The 22,541-nt window shown below is 49.1% G+C and carries 27 protein-coding genes; 26 read left to right on the top strand and 1 reads right to left on the bottom strand.

Going from position 1 to position 22,541, the window contains the following annotated elements:
• Position 1: 1 nt before the first annotated feature.
• From PHW53_04720 to PHW53_04635, 18 genes are read left to right on the top strand one after another with little or no spacing between them, the layout of a single operon-like run.
• A complete protein-coding gene (locus PHW53_04720) occupies positions 2-316 on the top strand; it encodes a hypothetical protein (GenBank protein MDD4995734.1) in 315 nt (104 codons plus the stop codon).
• Entirely contained in the window at positions 316-906 is a 591-nt protein-coding gene (locus PHW53_04715; protein ID MDD4995733.1) for a phage gp6-like head-tail connector protein, read from the top strand. The genes PHW53_04720 and PHW53_04715 overlap by 1 nt, the downstream gene beginning before the upstream one ends.
• Positions 907-964: 58 nt before the next feature.
• On the top strand, positions 965-1,354 hold the full coding sequence (locus tag PHW53_04710; protein MDD4995732.1) for an HK97 gp10 family phage protein: 390 nt from the start codon (positions 965-967) through the stop codon (positions 1,352-1,354).
• Positions 1,351-1,788, top strand: a complete 438-nt coding sequence (locus PHW53_04705) for a hypothetical protein (GenBank protein ID MDD4995731.1) — start codon at positions 1,351-1,353, stop codon at positions 1,786-1,788. The genes PHW53_04710 and PHW53_04705 overlap by 4 nt, the downstream gene beginning before the upstream one ends.
• Position 1,789: 1 nt before the next feature.
• Positions 1,790-2,260: a hypothetical protein gene (locus PHW53_04700; protein ID MDD4995730.1), complete on the top strand. Its 471-nt coding sequence runs from the start codon at positions 1,790-1,792 to the stop codon at positions 2,258-2,260.
• Between the two features lie 12 nt (positions 2,261-2,272).
• The gene (locus PHW53_04695; GenBank protein MDD4995729.1) at positions 2,273-2,473 is read left to right on the top strand and encodes a hypothetical protein; all 201 of its coding nucleotides are present in this window, start codon (positions 2,273-2,275) and stop codon (positions 2,471-2,473) included.
• Entirely contained in the window at positions 2,473-3,510 is a 1,038-nt protein-coding gene (locus PHW53_04690; protein MDD4995728.1) for a hypothetical protein, read from the top strand. The genes PHW53_04695 and PHW53_04690 overlap by 1 nt, the downstream gene beginning before the upstream one ends.
• A complete protein-coding gene (locus tag PHW53_04685) occupies positions 3,510-3,818 on the top strand; it encodes a hypothetical protein (protein ID MDD4995727.1) in 309 nt (102 codons plus the stop codon). The genes PHW53_04690 and PHW53_04685 overlap by 1 nt, the downstream gene beginning before the upstream one ends.
• A gap of 8 nt (positions 3,819-3,826) precedes the next feature.
• Entirely contained in the window at positions 3,827-4,243 is a 417-nt protein-coding gene (locus PHW53_04680) for a hypothetical protein (protein MDD4995726.1), read from the top strand.
• A 20-nt stretch (positions 4,244-4,263) separates the two neighbouring features.
• Complete coding sequence (locus tag PHW53_04675) at positions 4,264-5,760, top strand: hypothetical protein (GenBank protein MDD4995725.1); 1,497 nt, start codon at positions 4,264-4,266, stop codon at positions 5,758-5,760.
• Positions 5,744-6,568: a hypothetical protein gene (locus PHW53_04670; protein ID MDD4995724.1), complete on the top strand. Its 825-nt coding sequence runs from the start codon at positions 5,744-5,746 to the stop codon at positions 6,566-6,568. The genes PHW53_04675 and PHW53_04670 overlap by 17 nt, the downstream gene beginning before the upstream one ends.
• Before the next feature lies 1 nt (position 6,569).
• Positions 6,570-8,744: a hypothetical protein gene (locus tag PHW53_04665; protein MDD4995723.1), complete on the top strand. Its 2,175-nt coding sequence runs from the start codon at positions 6,570-6,572 to the stop codon at positions 8,742-8,744.
• 46 nt (positions 8,745-8,790) lie between these two features.
• The gene (locus PHW53_04660) at positions 8,791-9,042 is read left to right on the top strand and encodes a hypothetical protein (GenBank protein ID MDD4995722.1); all 252 of its coding nucleotides are present in this window, start codon (positions 8,791-8,793) and stop codon (positions 9,040-9,042) included.
• 7 nt (positions 9,043-9,049) lie between these two features.
• Complete coding sequence (locus PHW53_04655; GenBank protein MDD4995721.1) at positions 9,050-9,301, top strand: hypothetical protein; 252 nt, start codon at positions 9,050-9,052, stop codon at positions 9,299-9,301.
• Positions 9,302-9,313: 12 nt separating this feature from the next.
• Positions 9,314-13,648, top strand: coding sequence for a hypothetical protein (locus tag PHW53_04650; protein MDD4995720.1), 4,335 nt, complete (start codon positions 9,314-9,316; stop codon positions 13,646-13,648).
• Positions 13,645-14,418, top strand: a complete 774-nt coding sequence (locus PHW53_04645; protein MDD4995719.1) for a hypothetical protein — start codon at positions 13,645-13,647, stop codon at positions 14,416-14,418. The genes PHW53_04650 and PHW53_04645 overlap by 4 nt, the downstream gene beginning before the upstream one ends.
• A gap of 41 nt (positions 14,419-14,459) precedes the next feature.
• The gene (locus PHW53_04640) at positions 14,460-16,469 is read left to right on the top strand and encodes a hypothetical protein (GenBank protein ID MDD4995718.1); all 2,010 of its coding nucleotides are present in this window, start codon (positions 14,460-14,462) and stop codon (positions 16,467-16,469) included.
• Complete coding sequence (locus PHW53_04635; GenBank protein MDD4995717.1) at positions 16,466-18,010, top strand: hypothetical protein; 1,545 nt, start codon at positions 16,466-16,468, stop codon at positions 18,008-18,010. The genes PHW53_04640 and PHW53_04635 overlap by 4 nt, the downstream gene beginning before the upstream one ends.
• 50 nt (positions 18,011-18,060) lie before the next feature.
• On the opposite strand, the gene PHW53_04630 is transcribed toward PHW53_04635, so the two are convergent.
• Entirely contained in the window at positions 18,061-18,270 is a 210-nt protein-coding gene (locus PHW53_04630) for a hypothetical protein (protein MDD4995716.1), read from the bottom strand.
• A gap of 37 nt (positions 18,271-18,307) precedes the next feature.
• On the opposite strand from PHW53_04630, the gene PHW53_04625 reads away from it, so the two are divergent.
• The 8 genes from PHW53_04625 to PHW53_04590 all read left to right on the top strand — a co-directional run bounded on the left by PHW53_04625 (position 18,308) and on the right by PHW53_04590 (position 22,433).
• A complete protein-coding gene (locus PHW53_04625; GenBank protein MDD4995715.1) occupies positions 18,308-18,748 on the top strand; it encodes a lytic transglycosylase domain-containing protein in 441 nt (146 codons plus the stop codon).
• A gap of 16 nt (positions 18,749-18,764) precedes the next feature.
• On the top strand, positions 18,765-19,085 hold the full coding sequence (locus tag PHW53_04620) for a hypothetical protein (protein ID MDD4995714.1): 321 nt from the start codon (positions 18,765-18,767) through the stop codon (positions 19,083-19,085).
• Entirely contained in the window at positions 19,075-19,590 is a 516-nt protein-coding gene (locus PHW53_04615; protein MDD4995713.1) for a hypothetical protein, read from the top strand. Before PHW53_04620 ends, PHW53_04615 begins: the two co-directional genes overlap by 11 nt.
• 629 nt (positions 19,591-20,219) lie before the next feature.
• Positions 20,220-20,555: a hypothetical protein gene (locus tag PHW53_04610; GenBank protein ID MDD4995712.1), complete on the top strand. Its 336-nt coding sequence runs from the start codon at positions 20,220-20,222 to the stop codon at positions 20,553-20,555.
• Positions 20,556-20,586: 31 nt separating this feature from the next.
• A complete protein-coding gene (locus PHW53_04605; GenBank protein MDD4995711.1) occupies positions 20,587-20,895 on the top strand; it encodes a hypothetical protein in 309 nt (102 codons plus the stop codon).
• Positions 20,888-21,190, top strand: coding sequence for a hypothetical protein (locus PHW53_04600; GenBank protein MDD4995710.1), 303 nt, complete (start codon positions 20,888-20,890; stop codon positions 21,188-21,190). Before PHW53_04605 ends, PHW53_04600 begins: the two co-directional genes overlap by 8 nt.
• A gap of 29 nt (positions 21,191-21,219) precedes the next feature.
• Entirely contained in the window at positions 21,220-22,029 is an 810-nt protein-coding gene (locus PHW53_04595; GenBank protein MDD4995709.1) for a PD-(D/E)XK nuclease family protein, read from the top strand.
• Positions 22,030-22,031: 2 nt separating this feature from the next.
• Entirely contained in the window at positions 22,032-22,433 is a 402-nt protein-coding gene (locus PHW53_04590) for a hypothetical protein (protein MDD4995708.1), read from the top strand.
• Positions 22,434-22,541: the final 108 nt, after the last annotated feature.

Genomic DNA, 22,541 nt, shown 5'->3' with positions numbered 1-22,541 from the left:
TATGAAACTGAAATTCAAAAAGACCAAGACCCTGACCATGTATTCCGGGGATGGCTATCGCCTCCTGCCGGGCGATATCGTGGATTTCTCCGATGAAAAGGGAAAGCAGTTATTGGCCGACCTGCCGGATAATTTCGAGCCGGAATCGTCCGACGATTTCTCCGATGAAAAGGGAAAGCAGTTATTGGCCGACCTGCCGGATAATTTCGAGCCGGAATCGTCCGACGATTTCTCCGATGAAAAGGCCATGAATGAAACCGATGCCGAAAATAAAGGATTCGGCGAAAGCGATACCGGCAAGAAGCGGAAAAGATAATGAGCCTCGATACTACCCTGGCATTGGTTACGCTGGACGAAGCCCGGCGATATCTGGAGATTCCAGAAGATGATGTTTCGCATGATGTCATGCTGGAATATCTAATCAATGCCGCCTCGCAGTTTATCGCCGACCATTGCCGCCGGAAATTCATAACCCCGACGACGGCTTATGACGAATACTTCGAGGGCGACGGCACTGAATCGCATTACACCAAGTATGCGCCCCTGACCACGACCATTGCGAATATTTATTATTGGGATGGAATGACGTGGCAGAATCTTACGGGTACGACCTTTGCCCAGGATAACGATAGCGGTAAACTATTCTTCACGGACGGCGGTATCTTTTCCCTGCGGACGCATCGGAGTTATAAGATATCCTACAAATACGGATATGCCGTTGCCGTCGTGCCCTCTGACCTTAAATTGGCCGTTATGGAATTGGTGGCGGTGAAACGGAAAAAGTTCACCGAGAATTTACATGGCGAATCCAGCAAGACCTTCGGCGATCAGACGGTTACGTTTTCGACTGACAAGATACCGGAATTCGTAAACGAAATCGTCCGCAAATATCGGAGACTGCGCTGACATGGAAATCACGATATCCATAGGCGATAACAAAACGGAGTCGATTAAACTCCGTAAGATGACCCGCGATATGCAAAAGAATCTGTCAAGCGGTTTGCAGACCGCCGGGCGCATCATGGAACGCGCTTTAAAGAAGCGGCTCCAGCGCGGGGGCACCTTGCATATCAAAGGACGTTCGCCCTATCCTGATCTGCGTTCGCGCACGGGCACGCTTCGCCGGTCGATTGCCGTTAATCCGCAGAGCGGGGCCAAAAAGGTCTCGAACGGCTATCAGGTTCGCGTCGGCCCCAATATCGTCTATGCCCGGATACATGAATTCGGCGGCATGACCGGACGCAACTATGCCACAAGAATACCGGCCCGGCCGTACCTGATGCCGACCTTTAAAGATGAGAAGAAAAATATCACCGATGCCATTATCAAGAAACTGGTGGAACCGTTAAAATGAGCGTCAAGGGAACCATAATAAATAATCTCGTGACCGGTCTGAAAACAATCTTGAAGGCGCGGGGTTATGCTACTGACGTTAAACTGGTGGAACGCTATGAGATTCCCTATGATACCGACGCTAAAGATGTGCCCTTTATCGCCGTCGTCGAAATAGGCAAGACTTTGCTGGCCGAGGATGCGGACGACAAACTCTGGCAATTAAGTCTGACCCTTATTCCCACCATCCGCTTACAGAGCCTTTTGGCCCAGGGCCTCGATGAATTTACGGATGATATCGAAAACTATGTTGACAGTTCGCCTGCGCTGGGAGCCAACTGTCTTTCGATCATGCCCCTGTCAATCGAAAATGTTTATCTGTCCCAGCATGAGAATACCGCCGCCGCACAGATGCCGATAGAAATTATTTATTATTCGCCAAAGAGCGGGGCCTGATATGTCCGAAATTTACGGCACTTATACTGCCTTCGAGACGGCGCGGGATAAACTAAAAGCCCACCTTGACGCCATGATTACGGCAATGGCGACCGGCTATGATCCGAAATTGTCCTATGCCTACGATAGTCATCACACCATCCCGATTCTCCTTAACGGCGTTTCGATAGAATTGATCGGTGTCACCCGCGATAGTCTGGGCCAGATGCCCGGAGTCATTTTCAACTATTATCTGGATTTCAGCATTCGCGTTCACACCAACTATATCGACCGTTGGCATGATCCCACCAAGAATGCGCGACTGCTTAATTCACTCGATAATTATCTGTCGGCCCGGCTGAATCTGGCCGATGGTTATCGGATATTCAGTATTACCGACCATCAGACCGGTCTGGAGTTTCCCGAATCGGGAACATTGGGCGGCCAGATGAAGGTCACCGTTAAGATTACTATTGACCATGCCCAAATATAGGAGTTTGCGGATATGAAGATAAAAGCCAAGCCAAGATTCAAGGACTATCGCTTGAGCGTCCTACATCCTTTAACGCGGACGGATTACCGGGCCTTGCAAGCCGGACGGATAGTTGATGTTGACGATGATACTATTGCAGTATTGTTGATTTACGGTATCGTCGATATTGTACCGGATAGCAAAGATGAGTCGAATAAGAAGGAGGTCAAATAATGACCCTGGTTACATATGATATATCCGATTGTAAGGTCGGTATATTAAAATCCGGCACCCCGGAGGTTCCCGAACAAGCCGTCTGGGGCACGGCTACGGCTGATGCCGGCAATGCCCTCGAATTGAATGTCAAGGTTTTTGAATTGAACGAAGATGTTCAGCAACGCGAAGGCGATGCGGCACTAACCGGAACCCGTAGCGACGACGCCATGAATCATCAGGCCGATACCAAAGGTTCCTTACCCAGTTTCGAGGTAAGCACTCCTAACGGCGTGGTCAAAGCGGAACTGGCACCAATACTTTATGCCCATACCCAAAACGTAACTGAAGGCGCGACTACTCCATATCAAAAGACTTTTACCTTTCATGCGACCCAGCCGGACTTTACGGCCAATGCGGGGTCATTCGCCAGTTTCGTTTTCAAAGCACCCGATGCCTCGAACTCTCTTAAAGTCAAGGATTGCATCGGCACCGAAAAACTGGCCTTCAAATTGCCGGTGAACGGCTATCTCGAAGCAGTGCAATCATGGCGCGGGCGCGGGGCCGTCGTTTCTAACGCCAATCCTTCGGGCACGTGGGCGCGGTCGGCCATCAGTCGGTTCCATGCCAACGATATGACGATGCAAATAAACTTCGGGGCCGGTGCCCAGACCATCACCGTTTTAGGCGATATTGACTGGGAGACCACTATCGAAACGACCCCGGCGGGGCAGGCCACCGGGGATTTTGCCTCTTTTCATCTGGGTGTTCGCAAGGGCACGTTCAAGACGCGGATCAATTATGATGCCAATGCTAAATCAGCCGAGGCCAATCTGCGGAACGGAACGCTTTGTACCGTGACTATGGTATGGGGGTCAACCGGCGTGGACGGTTATCTGGCTTTTACCTTTTACGTCAAACTCAAAAAGTGTAACCGCGTTCGCGGTGAAGGCGGCATCTTCGCCGAGGATATCGAAGCCGTTATTGTCGGAAACGTGGCCAGTTCACAGGCGATGTACACCGTGGCTCTGGCCGATGCTCTTGATTGGGGGTACTGATGCCGTTACGATTAATCGACCGCAATAAAATATATTCTCTCGATTTCGCGGGGATGCCGATAGAATACCGCATGATGTCCGAAGGTGATATCATCCGTTCCCGGATGGCCAATAAACGCATCGGCGAAACCGGCGACGAAGAAGCCGTTAAGGAATTGAACGCCTTGATCGAAAGATATCTGGTCAAGGTTGACGGCAAAGAAGTGACCCCGGAACTCATTCCCCGTATCGTCCTGGCCCAGCGCATGATTATACTTACCCGGATTATGGAGTTGTCGTTTCTCGGCGAGGAAGAAATAAAAAATTGAGGTTGCTCGTGCAGTTCAAGTCCGATAAGAATTACAAGGCCGCCGACTATGACTGCGCGGGCTGTCGGGGTAAAAAACATCAATGCCTGATGGTGGCCGATAAGATAACGGTCAAGCATCGTATCCTGGGCCGTCGGGATATAGGCAAGTCCGATGTTCCCCGACTGATGGCCGAATGGCGCGGTCTGGTCAATGCCTTTACGCCCGACCTTGAAATACTCCGCACTCTGGATATTTGTCCCATCCCCCTGATAAACGATTTCAGTATTCAGGCAGTGCGTTTATTCAATGCTACGGGCGGGCCGTCCGGGATAAGCGACCCCGAAGATTATTATGCCCTGCCCGCTATCTGGATTCAGGCGGCGACGATAATTCAGGACGAATCATATCGGGCGCAGGCGATAGCCGATGAGGTTGCCCCATGACATTATCAGAACAATTCAATATGATTATCGGGGCAAAGGATAATGCCACGCCGACGCTGGAAGGCATTATGAAGTCGATCAAGAATATCGGTCTGGCTTATCTGTCATGGTCGGCGGTTTCCTCTGCCGTCAAGTCCGTCGTCAATGCCGCCGCCGAATCCGAGGCCGCCTGGAATCGGGTAGAAGCCTCACTTAAACGGCACAACTACGCCGTCAAGGGCAATATTGACGCCATCAAGAATTTCGCCACGGAAATGCAACGTACCCGGGGGATTTCCGACGAACTGGTCGGCGAAGGTATCCAACGCCTTATCGACGCCGGGAATAGTCTAACGCAATCGTTCAATATCTCGCGTGTTGCCGCCGACCTTGCGGCAGGCACCAATATGGATTATTACTCGGCGGTCGAACTTTTGACAAAGGCGTCCGAGGGATTCACTTCGACGTTATCTCGGTATGGTATTGTCCTTGATGAATCTATTCCCAAGAGTCAGCGATTTCAGATGGCGTTAGAGCAGATTAATCGAAAATTCGGCGGTGCGGCGCAGGCCGAAATGAATACCTATGCCGGTCAGGTAAAAATACTCGAACAAAACTGGGATGACTTAAAGGAAAGCATCGGCGAACAATTAATTCCCGAATTACTTCTCTTGGTTAAACAATTCAATCTGGTTATGGATACAATAGATAGAACCGGGGGAGGAATTTGGAATTTCATTAAAGCCATAGGAGTTATCACTCAAGGCACCGACCTTGACAGACGTTTAATCGAAATGTCCAATGCCGCATGGAAATTGGGGGAGCAATTAAGAATCGCCCATGAGCAGGCTGATGCTGATTTTTCTAAAAGATTCAAGGAGGCTACGGATGCCGAATATCAATATGAACTGGCCATTGATAGGCTTATGGCCGCTCTTAAAGCCCGCAATGACGCAATGATTATCGCCTCGCGCGGTGTCGGCCATACTGTCAGTGAAATAACAGTGCAAGTTCGGGATGACACCAAGTCCTTAACTCGAGAAGCCTCGAATTATTTTGATAATTATAAATTGGAAGTTATCGACGGGGGCAGGGAAATTGATGCCGCACAGAATATATATCACGATTACGAACGGCAACGCATCAGAGAAGATGATATAGCATGGCAGGAAGCCAATCAACATAAAATCGCCGCTATGGGGTATTTTCAGTCGGAATTTTCGTCGTCTATGGCTGATATGATGATGGGTTCCTCCGTCAACTTCCAGAAAATGCACAAAGACTTCATGCGATATTTCATTAAGGCTTGCATCGAAGATATGATAAAGGGATTCGTGCCGAAGTTCCTGTCCATCCTCGGCAACCTTTTTGATAACCCCATTAACGACCGGATGGCGGCCGGGCAAGGCAAGGACTTCGCCAAGCACTTCGCGGCTGGCGTAACCGGCGAATTAAGCCGCGTTAATCTCGGCGGGAAAATCGGATCGACTATAAGCGGTGAACTCATGACGGGTAAACGCAATGTCCAATTCAATTAAACTGCTTACGACCGGGCCGATGATAAAGGCTTTGCACCTGCGCGGATTCACTTCGGCGGGATATAATAATTACGACCTGCTCGATAACAATCCCGACAAATACTGGCAGTCGCCCGCTATCCCGGCCGTAGATGAACTCGATATTGATCTGGGTGAAGCCAAAGCGGTTTCCGCCGTGGCTATATTTATAAACAATTATAAAACCGACCATAAATCCGACGGCGACGGTTGGGATTTTCGCATTCAAAACGACACGAATGATTCCGGCTACGAAGTTACCCCCTATGGGCCGGTATCCATGACCAATCAATTAACTATCCCGATATTGTACGGCACATTTACCGAAGATACCAAACGCTACTGGCGCTTTCGCATTGAGCCGGAAGATACCACCGGGCCATCTTATTCGACGACCTTGCGTCTGGGCGGCGTCTGGTTCTGCCGCGCCTGGACTTTAATCGCTAACGAGTGGCCGGAAAACGACGAGGAATTATTTGGCAATCGGCAGACGCAATCTATGGGCGGCAGGCCCTATCGGACGGCCTATCGGTCACAGGGTCTTTCGCGCAAACCCCGGACGTTCCGCTTTACGGATGATACCAATTTCGGATATTTAAGAGATGCTTACAGGGATTGCCGGGGCAATAGGTTGCCCCTTATCCTTATCGAGGATGATGTGGCGGTATCGGCCAAACTTTGTTATTTCGCCGAAGAAACCTTTGGATACGCTAAAAACGCCTCTGGAATTTATATGCCGACGGTGACGTTCGAGGAATTGCCTTATATCCCGGACGGGGAGACGTACTGATATGCCGTTGGATCATGCCGCCTTTGAAATCAAGGCCAAGAAATTCGGGATACAATCCCATATCATCGTCAAGTTATACGACGGTACGAACTATTACTATTTCTCCGATGTCAATATGCGCCTTAATTATCCGACCACGCCCTTTGTCTATGCCCTGATAAAATCCTTTTCGGGGATTCAGGAAGGTTTCGATTGGGCGACGAAATCCTGGGAAGTGGCCAATGTCGATATCGAACTGGTTAATGCACCTTATCGGATGAACTCCAGCGGTGTCATGGTACGGCCGTCGGACGACCTCGGCGGCGTGACGGCTTATGAGGCGATAGTTTATTTAGTCGCGGGCGAAACGATTGCGACCTTTCCGAATGATTGTCTGGCGCGGTTCGTGGGCAATGTCGAGCCGGGTCTTGAATATGATGCGGACACCATCAAATTAACCATCATCGACAAGTCGAAATTCTTGAATATCAAATTGCCGAAGAATCTCATATCGTCCGTCTGGGCCGATGCCCCGACGGAATCGCTGAATCAGAAAATCCCTATCGCCTATGGCCAATACAGTCTGGCCGGGGACGATGACGATGACTTTGATTATACCGGGTTGGGTCTGGCTCTGGCTATCCCGGTCGATATTAATCCGGGCCAAAAATTCGTTATCGCTAATCATGTCGGCGAGGAAATTACACAACTATGGTCGGCCTTTTCCGGTTTAACCCATCCGGCGATTCATTCTTTGGCAACGCTCGATTTTGATGACGGTGGATATATAACCGCCGTTCTTTATACCGCCGAATGGGGTGCCGGAATTTTTGATTTATGGGCAATGCCGGAAGCAGGAGCATATATCGACGAGGCCGGTGTTGCTCAAAATCTCGCCAATGAAAACGGACGCGATTTAGACGATACAACTTATGTCGAAGGCAAAGACTCTTACGATACGGGTGACGCGGGATATACCGCTCATGCCAGTTATTGGAAATTAAAAGATGCCTCATGGCTTATCAGTCATATCGACGATCTTGGCGCCATGATGTTTCAAGTTAAGGCGACTTCCCAGATGGGAACGCCCGATGAAGCGAAAATTAGGATTCAGACTGAAATAAATGAAACCCCGGGTACTATCGTAGAGGAAGACGATATTGGCATCACCGGCAGTTGGGCTTCTTCTGGTGTTGTTCCTAATCTTCAAACTCAAAAGCCGAACTTCCTGCGCCTATACGTTAAGAAGGATGCCTGGGCCTCGGCTGATGGCGTGGCCGATAATCAAACCGTAATTTATATTTATGAAATCCGCGTGAAATTCTTCTGTGTTCTAAAGGATTTTCAAAAGACCTTTGCCGCCTGCAAGGGTCGCACTTACGGTTCATGGATTACCGGGCGCGGGGCCAGTTATGCCGATGATTTTATGATTGAGGATATGTCGGGGATTATCGAATCGCTCTTGCGTGATGAGGCCGGACTGGTTGACGCCGATATTGACATGACTTCTTTTACCGCCGCCGAAAATACCAACGTCAAAGGGCGGATCAATCTTCATTCTGGAAATCAGATGCTCCTGTTCGACATCATCAAGCAGTTGGCCGAACAATCGACTTTCGCCTTCTTCTGGAGTGCGGCAGGCAAGGCTTATCTTATTCCCCTGAACGATTTCATCGTGCCCACTATCGTCGAAACTATTCCGGCCAGTCTGATATGCGGCGACGATAAAGGTCTGCCGGAAATCAGAGTCATCAAGACAAAATTCATCGCCAACAAAGCCACGATTGAATCACGATATCAGCAGGAATACGGCAATGTCTATCGTGACCTGACGACCATTGAGAATACCACCAAGACGGCGGGCAAATTCGGGACAATCAATATTGATTTAAGATGGCCGAATATCTGCGGCACATCGGCGGCGCATGTGGCTAATCATTATATCCGCAAGGCCGACGGGACGGCGGCGGACGGCGACGGTATCTGGGCTAACGAGCATAATCAGGTTCAATTCGCCACGGTCGGGTTCGCCTACGCGCACCTGCAACCGGGCGATTGGATTCAATTAGACGCCACGACGGTCGATCCGCATATATTGGCACCGGGCGGCGAATCCTGGGCAACGATAAAATTGCTTATCACGAATGTTCGGGTCGGGATTGAAAAGACCGAATTTACGGCGGTAGAATTGTTGTGAAAATAAATTACCAAACGAGCACTTGGTAAGGAAACGAGTATATATCATGAACGATGAAACCCCAAAGGGAAATATTATGCCCGAAGAAACCAAGTGCGCATTAGGTTTGAATCCAATCGACATGGGACGTTTATTCGAAACCGTCGATACGATCAAGAAGAATACCGATGAGATAGTGAAGCATTTAGACGAACAAAACGGAAGGATTCATCACTTGGAACAGTGGCGGGCTTATATGTTAGGCGGCATCGCAATAATTGCCATTATAATTCCCATTATCACCAAATACGTGGTATGAGGTGATTATGGAAGCGGGAACTTGGACACAAACGATTGCCATTGTCGGAGCCTTTGCCGCTTTTGTTATAGTGCAATGGGCCGTTGTCAAGGTTAAATCCTCCGTTCACGATTTCGAGATTAAATCCTTGAAGGAAAATATCGACCGGGTGGAGAAGCGGGCTTTGACCCAGATGGATGATATAAATAAAAAATTGGATGAAATCAGAAGTCAAATAAAAAACACCAAGTGTCCTTATAGCCATGATGGTGAAAAATAGATGAGGAATAATATGCCGAAACGAAAAGATTGGAATCGAATAGCCGCCAATGGCGTGGGGATATTTTTATTATTCATCTTATTTTTTGTCCTCTGGCATGAAACCTTCGGCGAAGTGCTTTTCAAGCCGGGCACGGCTGTTTCCCTGCGCGGGCGAAGGATACCTATCGGCGCGCCTTCCGATGGCTATACTATCAAATATGAGGCCGCATCGGATACCTTCTATTGGGCACCGGATTTGACCGGCGAAGGCGGGACGGGGATATTTTCACAAGATTCCCTGACGGCCTATGGCTATTATTATAATCCGACTGCCGGTGATTTCCAATTCAATATTGCGGGTTCGGCCTTTCGTGTGAAGTTTATTGATTCCTGCATTTACCTTGATACCCATATCGTCGCCTGCGTGAACAACCTCGGTCAACTGGAATTCGGTGCGCCCGGTTTAGCGGAGTTCGATTCCTTACTGGCTCTGGGCAAAATGAAATTCGTATCGCCCGATTCTGCCGAAACGGTTTTTGTTAATTGGGTGCGAATGGATTCCATGATAGACCTGACGGGCCGGTATGCCGCCGGTGCCGGGTCGTTCAGTTTGTCCACTTTCATGGCTTATGCGGCGGCAGGATATTTCGATACCACGACATTGGCCGTCGATCCCGATGATAAATTATATGTTAAACTGGCCGATGCCGCTACCGCCGATGGTGCGGGGCATACAATCGCCACCTATTTTTCCGCGACAACCCATAACCATGATTTAGTCTATGCCACGATTTCGCACGCGCACGCGGGCGCGGATATCAGTAGTGGGACGATTTCGACCGACCGTTATTCATCCTTTGCCGACTTGACGGCCGAATCTAAAATAGGCACCGGGGCCGACCAAGTAGCCGCCGGTAATCATAATCACGACGGGACATATTCTCTTTTGGGCCATACCCATACCGGATATATCCTCGACGCTTACGATGACTTGAGTTCAGACGGGGATATCGGGACAGGCGCGGCACAAGTTGCGGCGGGCAACCATAATCATAGCAGTGCCTATCAACCGCTGGAAGCCACCTTGACGGATATCGCTGACGGAACTATCGCCGAAAATTTGGTCAATACGGCCAATCCTTGGGCGGCCAACGAAATCACCGAGACCGATCCCGTGGCAATGGCCGTCGGTGCCAATCTTGACACGACCGGCACAAAAATCCTGGCGGCCTTGAATAACCGTCTTGACCTTGAGGACACGGCCACGACCCTGAAAGTAAAGCAGGGAATTAATCTAAACGTAGATAATGTTGATGACGATGGGTATCTATATTTTTTCAAAAGTATTGCCAATGGCGCTTATCTTCGTTATCGGCAGAGCGAATCCCGGTTTTATCTAACGGACAGTCTTTATCTTTATAACCAGAATATTACCACGACCGGCGGAGGCAATCTCGGCTTTGTAAAAATCAATACCGATTCTATCGCTGATTTTACCGGCACGGGATTATCCGTCACTTCCGGGGTATTGAACGTAACCGAAACCGATGCCGCCCATGATAATTTTTCCGAACTCGGTGGGACGGTTGCCGACGCCCAGATTGCCGCCGGTGCGGTTGACGGTGGGGCCGCCGGCGAAATTCAGGATCAGACGATTGATAAAAATGATATCGACTCTACCGCCAGTAATGTCGTCTTTGACGATGCCTATCGGGGGACTTCGGCGAGTGCCGATTCCGCTTATGCTACTGAATATTTTGCCAAAATCAGAATACATGATTCCCTGATGGCTGATACAGCGGCTTTCCTTGCCAGCCTTACCCGGCTTGGAAAAGTAACGGATGATACAACCCATTTTAAATTGGCTTATGATACCCTAATGATTGATACCGCGAAGGCATCCGAGGGCGAACTGGAGGATTCATTAGACGCCTATCTACTCAAGAGTGATACCGCCAATCAACTGCGTTCGACCCGACCCGATACCGGGTCATATATTCGATTGACTGATTCCCTGCGGGCGGTCAAGAGCGCGCGGGCGGCAACCTTATTGGCAGACAAAGCCGTTATCACCAGTCCCTATAAATCGGATTCGACTAAATCAGATTCCGCATTGGCCACGACCGCTTATGTCGATTCTAATGACGTAGCCCTGACCCGGAACGTTCTCTTGCAGGGTGATTTCAGGATTACGGGACGCATGGCGCAAGTCGATTTACTTACCGACTTTCAATCCAATGCGGCTACGGCCATCACACCCGGTGCTAACGATATGTTACAATTAGGCAATATCGAACCCCTGCGATTTCTGTCTATGGACGGAAGTGATTCCGCTTTGGCTGATTCGATGGAACGCGGCGGGATACATCCTGATTGGCACTTTGTCCCGTGGGGTATTGATTATCCCGTCGGCGATAGTGCAATGGCCGATTTCATAGGCAACCCCATATACCGCGAAGCCTATACGCAGGGCACGGATCAAAACGATTTACACACCAAAGGAACCTATTCCGAAAGTTTCAACCATGCCGATACTTATTACGTCGAAATAGTCGATGAAGCCGCCAATCCCGAAACCTTCAGGTGGCGGGCAAACGATACCAGTTGGGAATCGGGCAGTTGGGCGGATACTCTTAACTGCGTTTTGGAGGCTTCGGCTCTTACTATAAACAAAGGTGTGCAGGTATATTTCGGCGCGGTAACGGGTCATAGCGGGGCGGAAAAATGGCAGTTCACGGCCAACAAACGCAAGCATATCATCACTTCATCCCCCTCGTGGAATTATCTTATGGCTTATAGTTATACCGATTCCGTGCAGGGATTCAGTCAGGAATGGACGACCTTACTTGTTTCGCACGATACGGCCAACTGGGAATTGCCGTGGTTTATCGACCAGAACGGCGATACTATATTCTGGAATTTCCCATTATTTACATCCGATTCCGTAGGATTCAAAGATTCATTATGGGATACGACTTCTAATTGCGAGGGTGATGCCGACCCCGATTTGTTCTTCGATACCGACGGACGTTTGGTGGTAATTACTATTGAATCGCAGAATGACTTAAAGCGGCCCTTGGCGGTGAATGATACCGATGCCGCAACCTTTGTGGCCGTCAGAGCGAATAAGGGTCTTTTGTTTTATGACGACGGCGTGGCCGACAAGAATGAAGATTTCTATCGGCTCTTTACTTATTTTAGAGTGGGTTCGGCGGCGTCTCCCATATCGCCGTCGATTATCTCTGCACCGAATAATAAATACTGGATATACACCGTCCTTGATACTGGGTCGTCCTATTGTATTCAAAGACTCGTGAATGATAGTCTATTCGGGTCATGGTCGGATACGACCGACGGGATATTCTACGTGCCCAGAGGGACGCCCGCTTATTTCGGAACATGGGATACCTGCGTTCTGAATGGTTTCCCCTCGACGATGGCACCCTGGCATATTAATGCCCAGAGAGTTTTCGACGAGATACATTTATTCATAACGGCGGGTAAACCCGGCGGGGCCTTATCGGATTCGATTGTAGGCAGTGATACCGTGGGACATCAGGGGAATTACTTCTGTAAGTCTTATGACGGCGTGCATTTTGAGTGTGATTCCCTGCCTTATTTATATCCGGGCACCGGACATTTAACGACCATATATCGGACATCAGGTATTCCTGCCTTTGATGCTAACGGATTCCATTATAAGATGATGACAAGCGGTCTATCTTCCAATGGCGTTTACCATATCTATAATCATAACTTATATTTTGAGGAAAAAGAATACGCCGATACCGTTTCGGAATATGAATATCTCCGACTTGATAGGGTGCATGGTTACGTTGACGGTAAAGATTCTATTGACGCTACTTTACCGGGGCAGAAACGCGGCGGTATAACTTGGTTAGGTAAGGGCGGATATTTCGCTGTTAATGATTCTTCGACCGGCACCGGCTTAAGATATGATACTTTATCCTTCTCAACGTTGGCCCCTTATAATTGCATCGTCGAATCCCTGATAGTGATATTCAAGACGGGTGGTGGGGGGAATGCCACCAGCACAACTTATTGTGGTATCACCCGCCGACAACTAATGGTGGAAAAGTTTGCGGGCAATGCGGGGATAGCGGATACGCCATCAGTGGCTTTTGACGATACTATATACGTTAGTTCGGATACGTCGGTCTGGACAAGGAAGGCACGGTATTCGGATACATCCGAAACTGAAATTGCTCCCTCGGCGGGAACCAATGTTCCCGAACCGAAGTATGATGCATCCCATCAAATAGTGGCGACTCTAATGACAAAAGTATGTCAGACCTTATATGTCAAGATAGCCGAGGTGATGGTTTTCGTGAGGAAACTCGAATGATTATAATCAGGAATATAATCATCGGTTTGGTCACGATGGCGGCAATCGCTTTTGCCGTAACACCCAGAGATACATCATGGACGATTACGACCACGACCTTGTTAGAGGACGGATTTATAAAGCAGGGGGCGGATTCTGCGGCTCATTCCAATACCCTCGATACTATGATTTCTTCCGAGGAAGCCAATGACCGCACTCTTTGGGTTAGATGTTTGGGAATTGATACATTACTCGATTCCGGCATGATTTCCAATGGTATTTGGACGAACTATATTTTCGATTCGGCTTATTTGCAATTAACATGGCGGACGAACGGAACGGCGGGTTCGGATGATAGTTGTAACTTTGCGGTCAATCGGGTTTTGAAAAGCACCGTTGCGGCCGAGATAGATTGGGACGAATCGAAAACCGGAGTTAGTTGGACACAGGCGGGAGCCATTAATATTGCCGATAGGGTTGATGGTATTGATGATACCCATCATCCTACGGGTTATGCCATTACGGGAGTTTCGGCGGCCTATACCACCAAAAAGTTCTGGCTTGATACTTCAGTAGTTCAAAGATGGACGCGATACCCTGCCGATTCCAATCAGGGACTTTTGATTGATGCCGGGGTATTAATCAACTGCACGGCTTATAGTCTTAATTGTGCCTCGGAGGATAATGCGACGGCAGGGAATAGACCCGTCTTTGTTGTCTATGCCCATTATTGGCCGCAAGGCAGGAATAGATTACACGCCGGTCGTCTGCACGGAGGGCGAATCCATTGATTAAGCGACTACTCATATTACTTCTTTGTGCGGGTAGTGCCGTGGCGGGCCAATTAACATGGTCAACCTGTAATTATGCCGTGTCGCAATCCCTGCACAGCGCCGATCTATGGGATACTATCACCGTTACCGGGAACATCACCTGTCAGGGCACGGGTTTGACGTTCCTCACCGGGACACATCATTGGGTCTTGGATTTACGCGGGGCCGACGGCATTGCCAAGAATGCCGATGATGATACGATATATTTCGCCACCGATGCTTTCAATTCCGTAGCCTACGGCGCGTATGGAACACCTGCCTGTTTCGCCGGGGTTCGCATAATGCAGACCGCCCATGATATCAAATTCATCGGCGGGATATTATGGCACTTACCCGATAATATCACCGGGGAGGAAACCGAATTTTCACGGGCTGATACCAATCGCACTTACGGGATAGGTTCGTCAGTAAATATCTACAACGTTACTCTCGATTCCATGACCATCCGCGTGACCGGCGGATATTTTCAATCCATGTGTTTCAGTATCGGCGGGGCCAAGATGGTTACGGTTCGCCATTGCACTTTCATAAATGATGCTTACGCCCTTGAGGATAGGCAGGATTTCCTTGTTGGTTGCTTGATGTCGCAGGGTTTGATTACGGCCAACCTCTCGGCGGGCGAATATCATATTTACAGTGAATATAATCATTATGAATCTCATTGTCATACCGCCTGCCGGACGACTTGTTCTTACGGTAGTTCCGCTACGGAATCGCTTTCCGTTCAGCATTATCGGGATACAATTATAATGGATACCCGGAACGAGTTCGCCGATAGTTGTATGGCTATCTTTGACAATATTGATAAGTGCCAGTATGCCGGGACGGTTAATGCCTACGGAATTATCGCGCGCTCGTGGGGATCGGATTCTTATATCAAGGAATGCTATATCAATTCCGGCGAAACCTATAACGGCGGCAGGGCTTTACTTTTTGAGCATATAAATGCTTCCTTCTCCGACCCGATGGAAGTATCCAACAATCGAATTATTTGCCATGAGGGATTGGTCTATCCTTTAAATACGACCGGATATGTCACGGCGGCAAAATGGCGGGAGCATTGTCGGGGCGTTTATTTCCATGACAATATTATCACCATGAAATTTGATGTCGTGGCGGCAGGCAATTATGGCACGGGTTATAGTGAAAAAGGCGAATGCGGTTGTATGCAATACCATAGTTATTTTATCACCGGGGATTCTTTGCACACCCGGCACAATACCTGCTCGACTCAAGTCATCACGCCGACGGCGACCGAGGATTGGGAGATTGCCGGTTGGAAGTGGGATGATTATCTTAATGATAGTTCCCACCTGCATATCGGAAACGTCTTTTTTATTCAAGGCACATGGGCTTACGATTTCGGCCAGTACGACGGCGGATCGGGCGGCATGATAATCCGGGAGGACACGCTTTATTTATATAACGACTGGATATCCACGGCGCAAAAAGGCACCTTCAACTGGGGCGCGGAAGGCGGCACGAGTGAAGGCGGGTTTCCCGGCTCCGTCGCCGATATGCAATGGGCGCGGGATATTTACTATAATGATACCGGGACTTATAACGATGCCTCCCCTACGGCGGTAACTTATTATTATCGCGGCGATTTAAAAACGACCGCTTGCGATACCTGCGACCTGACTATCCAGCGAACGCTGGACTTGCTCGTGCATTCGGGCACTGGGGCTGATTTGTCTGGCGTTATCCTGACCGTGATGAATAATTACAACGATACCGTTTTGGTCGATACGACCGGGTCGGATGGCATTGCTTCCGGGGTGGTATCGTATTATTATCTGGTCGATGCTTATGACGCCGAGGGAGACTCTACGGGATTCAAGCCCTTTACTTTATATTTCGATACCGACGCCAATGGCGTGGCCGATACGACACTGACCATGAATGTCGATTGGAATGTTTATGCAGATACCCTTGTCTGGGGCGAAGGCCAGCAGGGAACGACCGTGATAAAATTTGGGCGTGCCAATATAGGGAGAATTAGAAAATGAAAAAAATAATCATCGTACTGGGGATGCTTTTGTTGGTCTTGATGGGGACGGCCCAGCCATACTATCCTATCAGGATCGTTTGCTATTCCCCCTATACCGGGGAATATGCCATCCCCGATTCCCTGAAATATCATATCAAATATCTGGCGTATAACATCCGCACGATAACGGCCAACGCTACCCGGCCACCTCTGGGCGGATTGGTATCGGCCTTTATCAAAGATACGATTGATCAGGATTTAAGCGCGTATGATAATCTGGGTCTTGATGTCGTGGCCTATTTCCATAGCGGCGCCTTGAAAGACAGTGTTTGCGGCACCGTCGAATTGACCGGTTTCATGGCCGATGATTCGCTGGAAAATGCCATCGCCGATGCCAATAAGGGAAACTTCAAAGCGACCGGATTCAGCACCCACAGTGCCGCCGATGTTTATAATTATTTTACGAACGGCGCGAACGAGGATGTTTTCAAGGCCAATGTTTCGGCTCTGGCCCTTCAAAGCGAAGTGGCCAATCTCGATGGTTGGAATCCCGCGACGCAGGATTACACCAATGAGGCCCAGGTCTGGGCTTATGCGACGCGGACTTTGACGAGCGAGACCTGGTCAACCACGCAACGTGATGACTTGATTGCGGCACTTGCCGATTCCGCGATGCGGGCTAAAATTTGGGCGGCGGGCGTGCAGTATTGGGTATCGACCGACGGCACTTTCGGGGATACCTTAATGGATTTACTCGACGCGGCAGTCAGTACGGCCGGAAACGTGGCCTCTATTTCCGAAGCCGATATCGGTAAGATGGCCGATACCGTCAAATACCGCCTTATCCGTATGGCTGTGGCCGACCTTATGGGCGCGAATACCTATTACTGGGATTCCCTTTTGGTTGCCGCCGCCTCCGCCGGGTCTGGCTCGTGTGCCTACGGCGACGGGGCCTATGCCCGATATATCGTCCTGCTTGATTCCAGTGCGGGCGATACTACGGCCTTAAATCTGGCGGCTGTCTATGCCAATAATTCGGCGCAGACGGGCACGGCTTATTATGACCTAACCGATAATACCGGCAAGGCCTGGCTCCAATTAAATGCCGGAACCTGGGTCATCTTTTCCGTTGCGCCCGGGTACCAGCAAATAATGGATACCATCACCATAACCGGCACCGGCACCGATACCCTCTGGACATATACTTCGGCGGCCAACAAGACGACCGTTTATGGCACGCTCTTTAATCCGGCAGGCCAACCTTATCCTTATGCCGTGGTTACTTTTGAATTGAAAACTTCTTATTCGGATACCCTAACCGGAAGCCTTATAACTTTTCAGGATAGTCTGATCGCGCAACGGGTCGTCACGGATACGGCCAATGCGTCGGGATATTTCAGCCTGCCCCTCTATGCCAACGGCGACCTTTCCGATACGGCCTCTTATTACAAAGCGGTGTTCCGTGACCGTTACGGCTCGATTATCGAGAGACCGTGGTACTGTGAAGTGACGGATACCACAACATCGATTCAATTCGCCGACCTGCGGCGGTGGAGATAATAATGGGCTGGTATTTCCGCGACACCGGGCCGCACAATAAAGGGCAATTCTCATTCTGGGAAGTCCATCACTTCTGGCACGGGTTTATTATTATGGGCCTGTCGTTCTTGATTCTCATGGCGACCCATTGGCCCTTGTGGATTGTGCTGACCCTGTTTATAATCGGCGTATGGAATACTCTCGACGACCTTGCCCAGCACATTATTCAAAAAGATGAAATAAAACAATCCGGCTATTACCGGACGGTAAGTTTTTGGCATTGGTTTCCGTATTGGTTGCTGAATAAAATAAGGAGGCATGATGCGCGCGTTACGCGATAAAGAAATCCTGGCCCTCTATGGCCCGATGGCCAAAAGTTTTGGGGAGACCTTCAAAATTCCCCCGGCCCTTATTCTTGCCGTAATTAAACAGGAAACGCGCGGCGACGTTTCGGCTATCGGCACGACGCCCGATTTCGGCTTGATGCAGATAACCCAACCGGCCCTCGATCAGTACAATAAGGGAACGAATAGTTCTTTGAATATGGCCGATGTTTATTTTGATTACATGGTTAATATCATGGTCGGAACGTGGTATCTGCGCTGGTGCGCCGATTTTCTGGAAACGACCGATTGGCGGAAAGTGGCACAGGCTTATAACGCCGGGGTAGGTAATGTCCAGAAGGGCCTGCCGTTGGGTTCCGATTATGCCGCCAATGTGTGGAAATATTACATGGAATTTCAGACGATAATGGTCTGAAAGAAAGGAGTATGTTTTGGAAGATATCCAAACGTGGCAACAAATAACGATATCCCTGGCCGGGATAATCGTGGTGCCGATGATAGCGTGGCTCAAGAATTTGTTGCAAAAAACCAGTCTGGCCGACGCACCGTGGTTCTATGCAATCGTGGCGACGGTTACTATCGGGGCAACGGCTTACGGGGCTATAAAATTAACCGGGGCACCGATGGAGGGGCAGGTATTCTGGAGTTTTGTACTGGGATTCGTGGCCGCTAAATTGCCGGAATTCACTCATGCGGTAGTTAAGACGGTGAAACAAATAAATGCTGGGAATGGAGGTTCTAATGTTTCGTAAAATCTTTTTGCTTCTAACCCTACTGGCCCTATGTTCCGCGCCACAGGCCGCGACGGTTCTTGGTGTCGGGGGATCGTTCAGCGATTACTCCGGGGAGCCGGGTATCCATTTAATGACCGGATTCCAGGGCGACCTGATTACCATCTCGCCGAAACATTTTGAAGTCGAGGGCCGGGCCTTATTCAGTAAATTGAATTTCGGGGCCAAGAATCTGGATAACTTATCCATCGGAGCCATCGGATATACCCAGACCCAATTATGGGAACTGCGGCTTGGTATCCACGGCGACATCGACTACGAAGTTGCGGACTATGAGAACAAGGACATTAACTGGACGGTCGGGATCGAATTATATAAACCGACCCTATTAAAAGACTTGCCTGTCTTTGGCGGTTTTGAGATTCCGGCGGTAGATATGTTCATATCCGGCGATCTTATATTTCGAGGTAAGGACGCCCCCCAGACTCTTGGGGTCGTGGTGGTCGGGCTGGTTCTAAATATGTAAATCCTTTTTAACCGAAAGGAGGTGATCCTTTGGGATGCGGAAAAAGGCCGGGCGGAAAACCCGGTGGAAAGAAACCTAAAAAATAGGTAGGGTAAAACCTGCCGGGGAATCTCCTGACATATCCCCCTGTTTCGGACGGGACAGGGGGTTTTTCTTTAAATATCAATGTTTCACGTGAAACATCCGGGGTTTTGCCATAACGAAGGGCCTCTATAAAAATTTTGGGCCGCCGGAAACTGGGTAAATTAAGGTTTTATACCCTTCGTGGGTATGGAGAGGCTTTAACCGACCAAAATCGCCCAGACGCGACGGCAGGGGCCTTTTCAGCGATTCGGCCTTATTTTGCCCTTTTAAAAGAAAAATCTTTGCAAAACAAAAAGATTTTCCTTGACATTTTGTCAAGGTATTTATATCTTTGCCGATAGATAATCAAGAAAGGAGTCCAATTGAACTCAATTATCAAATGGCATAAGCCTTATCAAATCAGAAAAGACGGGGCGATCAATCTCGCGCCGGGGATACTGCGCTTGCTCAAATGGGGCTTTGGCGACCGGCTGGAAATATCAATCGACCAAGAAAGATCGGTTATAACCCTGAAGAAAACTAAACCTTAACGAAAGGAACGTCCTATGAACGAATCAAACCCGGCAGAACAAAAACACACGCCGGGGCCTTGGGTAATTGAAATTACGGATTTATCAATTCGGACAAAAGATTTTGAGTCCAATGCTGGTTCAGGTGATTATCGTGGTATTATAATCGCCGAAATTGACAGTCCTAATTGGCGACTACGTAGACCCGATTCCATTCCGGTAAAACTTGCCAACGCCCGGCTAATCGTCGCCGCGCCGGAAATGCTGGAACTGCTCAAAATTTGGGCACGGTCAAAAGACCCGGTTTTTATTGCTTGGATTGAAAAATGTAAGGCTCTTATCGCCAGAATCGAGGGAACAAATGGCCTCTAATTTTCCGCCGGGATGTAATACCGATGATGGTTTGACTCCATACCAAAGGGCAATAGAAGAACAAATGATAATTTTATGTGATACTATTTGGAAATGGATGATAAACCAAAAGGACGCGCTTGGTTTTATTGAATTATTTCAATCGGGAATTCCCGTAATAAGGAATATTCAAACCGAGGCCGAAAGTGTTTTTGCGCGTCAATTGAGTGATAAGGAATTGACGTTATTTTGCAGTATGATTAAAGATGATTTGAAACAAGCCATCGAGAAAGTGGTGAGAGATGGAATGGCGCGATATGCTCATTTTAATATTGATAGACCGGAGGCAAACCATGAGTAACCAACCCACTCCCGCCGCGATAAGAGCGGCGATAGATATTTATTATAATCGAGATATTACAACTGATCAATATGATACTTTACCACGCCTCGAAGAAATGAATATCATAGATTATGACAATGTAATAAAATACGCCTCTATTATCGACCGGGAAACGGCACTCCCGGAATTGGTGGAAGCGATAGAGGTAATTATTGCCGCATACGGCAGAACGGACAATTCTAAAGACTTTATGTTGGCCTTGGCGATAAAAGCCGCAATCGCCGCCCTTGCCAAAGCGGAGGGGACAAAGTGACCGAACCTAAACCCCAACTGCATGTCTCAATGCTCGACATGCTCTCCCGGTGCGGTATCGCTTTCCAACGGCGATATGGTGCCCGCTTCGGTGTCTGGCATCAGGAAGAAATCGTGCCGCCGTCGATTGCGCTGGCCACCGGCTCGACCGTGCATCGGTCAGTCGAAAAGAATCTGCGGACGAAAATCGAAACCGGCGCGCTTCTGCCGCGTGAAGCCGTTGCCGACCATGCGCGGGATGAGGCCCTCGCCCTTTGGCATGAAGGGGTCATCCTGACGGACGCCGAGGCTGTCAATGTTACCCGAACACAGGGCGACATGATAGACCAGTCAATCAGTCTTGCGTTATGTCATTACGACAACTTCGCGCCGGAAATCAATCCGGTGCAGGTGGAGGAAAAGTTTGTCGTAACATTGGAAGGCTATCCCTTTGATCTGGCGGGGACGATTGACCTGCGGGAAAGCAAAAGGCTTGGCGACGTGAAAACCAAAGCGGCGACACCGGCGGGCAATCCGGCCATATCGCCGCAAATGGATATGTACACGCTGGGCTGGTACTCCGGGTCATTGGATAAGGCTTTATCCGGGACATTGCCGGAGTTAGTTAAAATTTATGCTTTGATAAAAACGAAAGTTCCGAAGGCCGTGCCCTTCGAGGCCGTCCCCGAAAAAATCTGGCTCAACCGGATTCTCGCCCGCATTGAACGGGCTATCATCATTATCGAAACCGTTAAAGAAGGCAAGGCCGTCTTTGCCCCGGCTGACCCGGAACATCCATTCAGTTGTTCTGCCCGGTATTGCGGGTACAGTCGGTCATGCCCGTTCTGGAGTGGGAGATAAATATGCCCAATAAAATCTATCATGGCCGACGAGTGAACGGCCACAGTATCGTCGTGGTCGAACATCAAGATGACGACGGCACCATCATCCGGTCGTATCCCTTGCCGAATTTCCATAAGTTTACGCGGGACGAATTTGATTGGGGCCAGCATACGCCGGGCGCGACGGACTTGGCGCGGGCGATAATGATCGACTATCTGGCCTATGCCGATAACCCGGACGGCCTGATGCCGATTAAGGAATTGGGGAATCTGGCCGATGGGTACTATGTTGATTTCAAGAATCAATATATTGCGGGATTATCAACAGAGGAGAATTGGTGGTTCAGAGAAGAATTTATTGAATCGTGGATTCTTAACCGAGAAGTTATCAATTTTAAATTAATTGAAACCCTAAAACCTTAAACAAAGGAAAGTCTGATGACGAACGAAAATTCTTTGGTGCAAACCGAACAAATGGAAAAGGGCGTCGAACTGCATACCGCCTCGGCATCATCTTATGCGATGCAGGAA

The sequence above is a fragment of the Patescibacteria group bacterium genome (assembly GCA_028710985.1).
Taxonomy (GTDB): domain Bacteria; phylum Patescibacteriota; class Patescibacteriia; order JAHJFT01; family JAHJFT01; genus JAQTTB01.
Note: the sequence above shows the minus strand (reverse complement) of the source record. Positions and strands in the feature narration are given on the sequence as shown.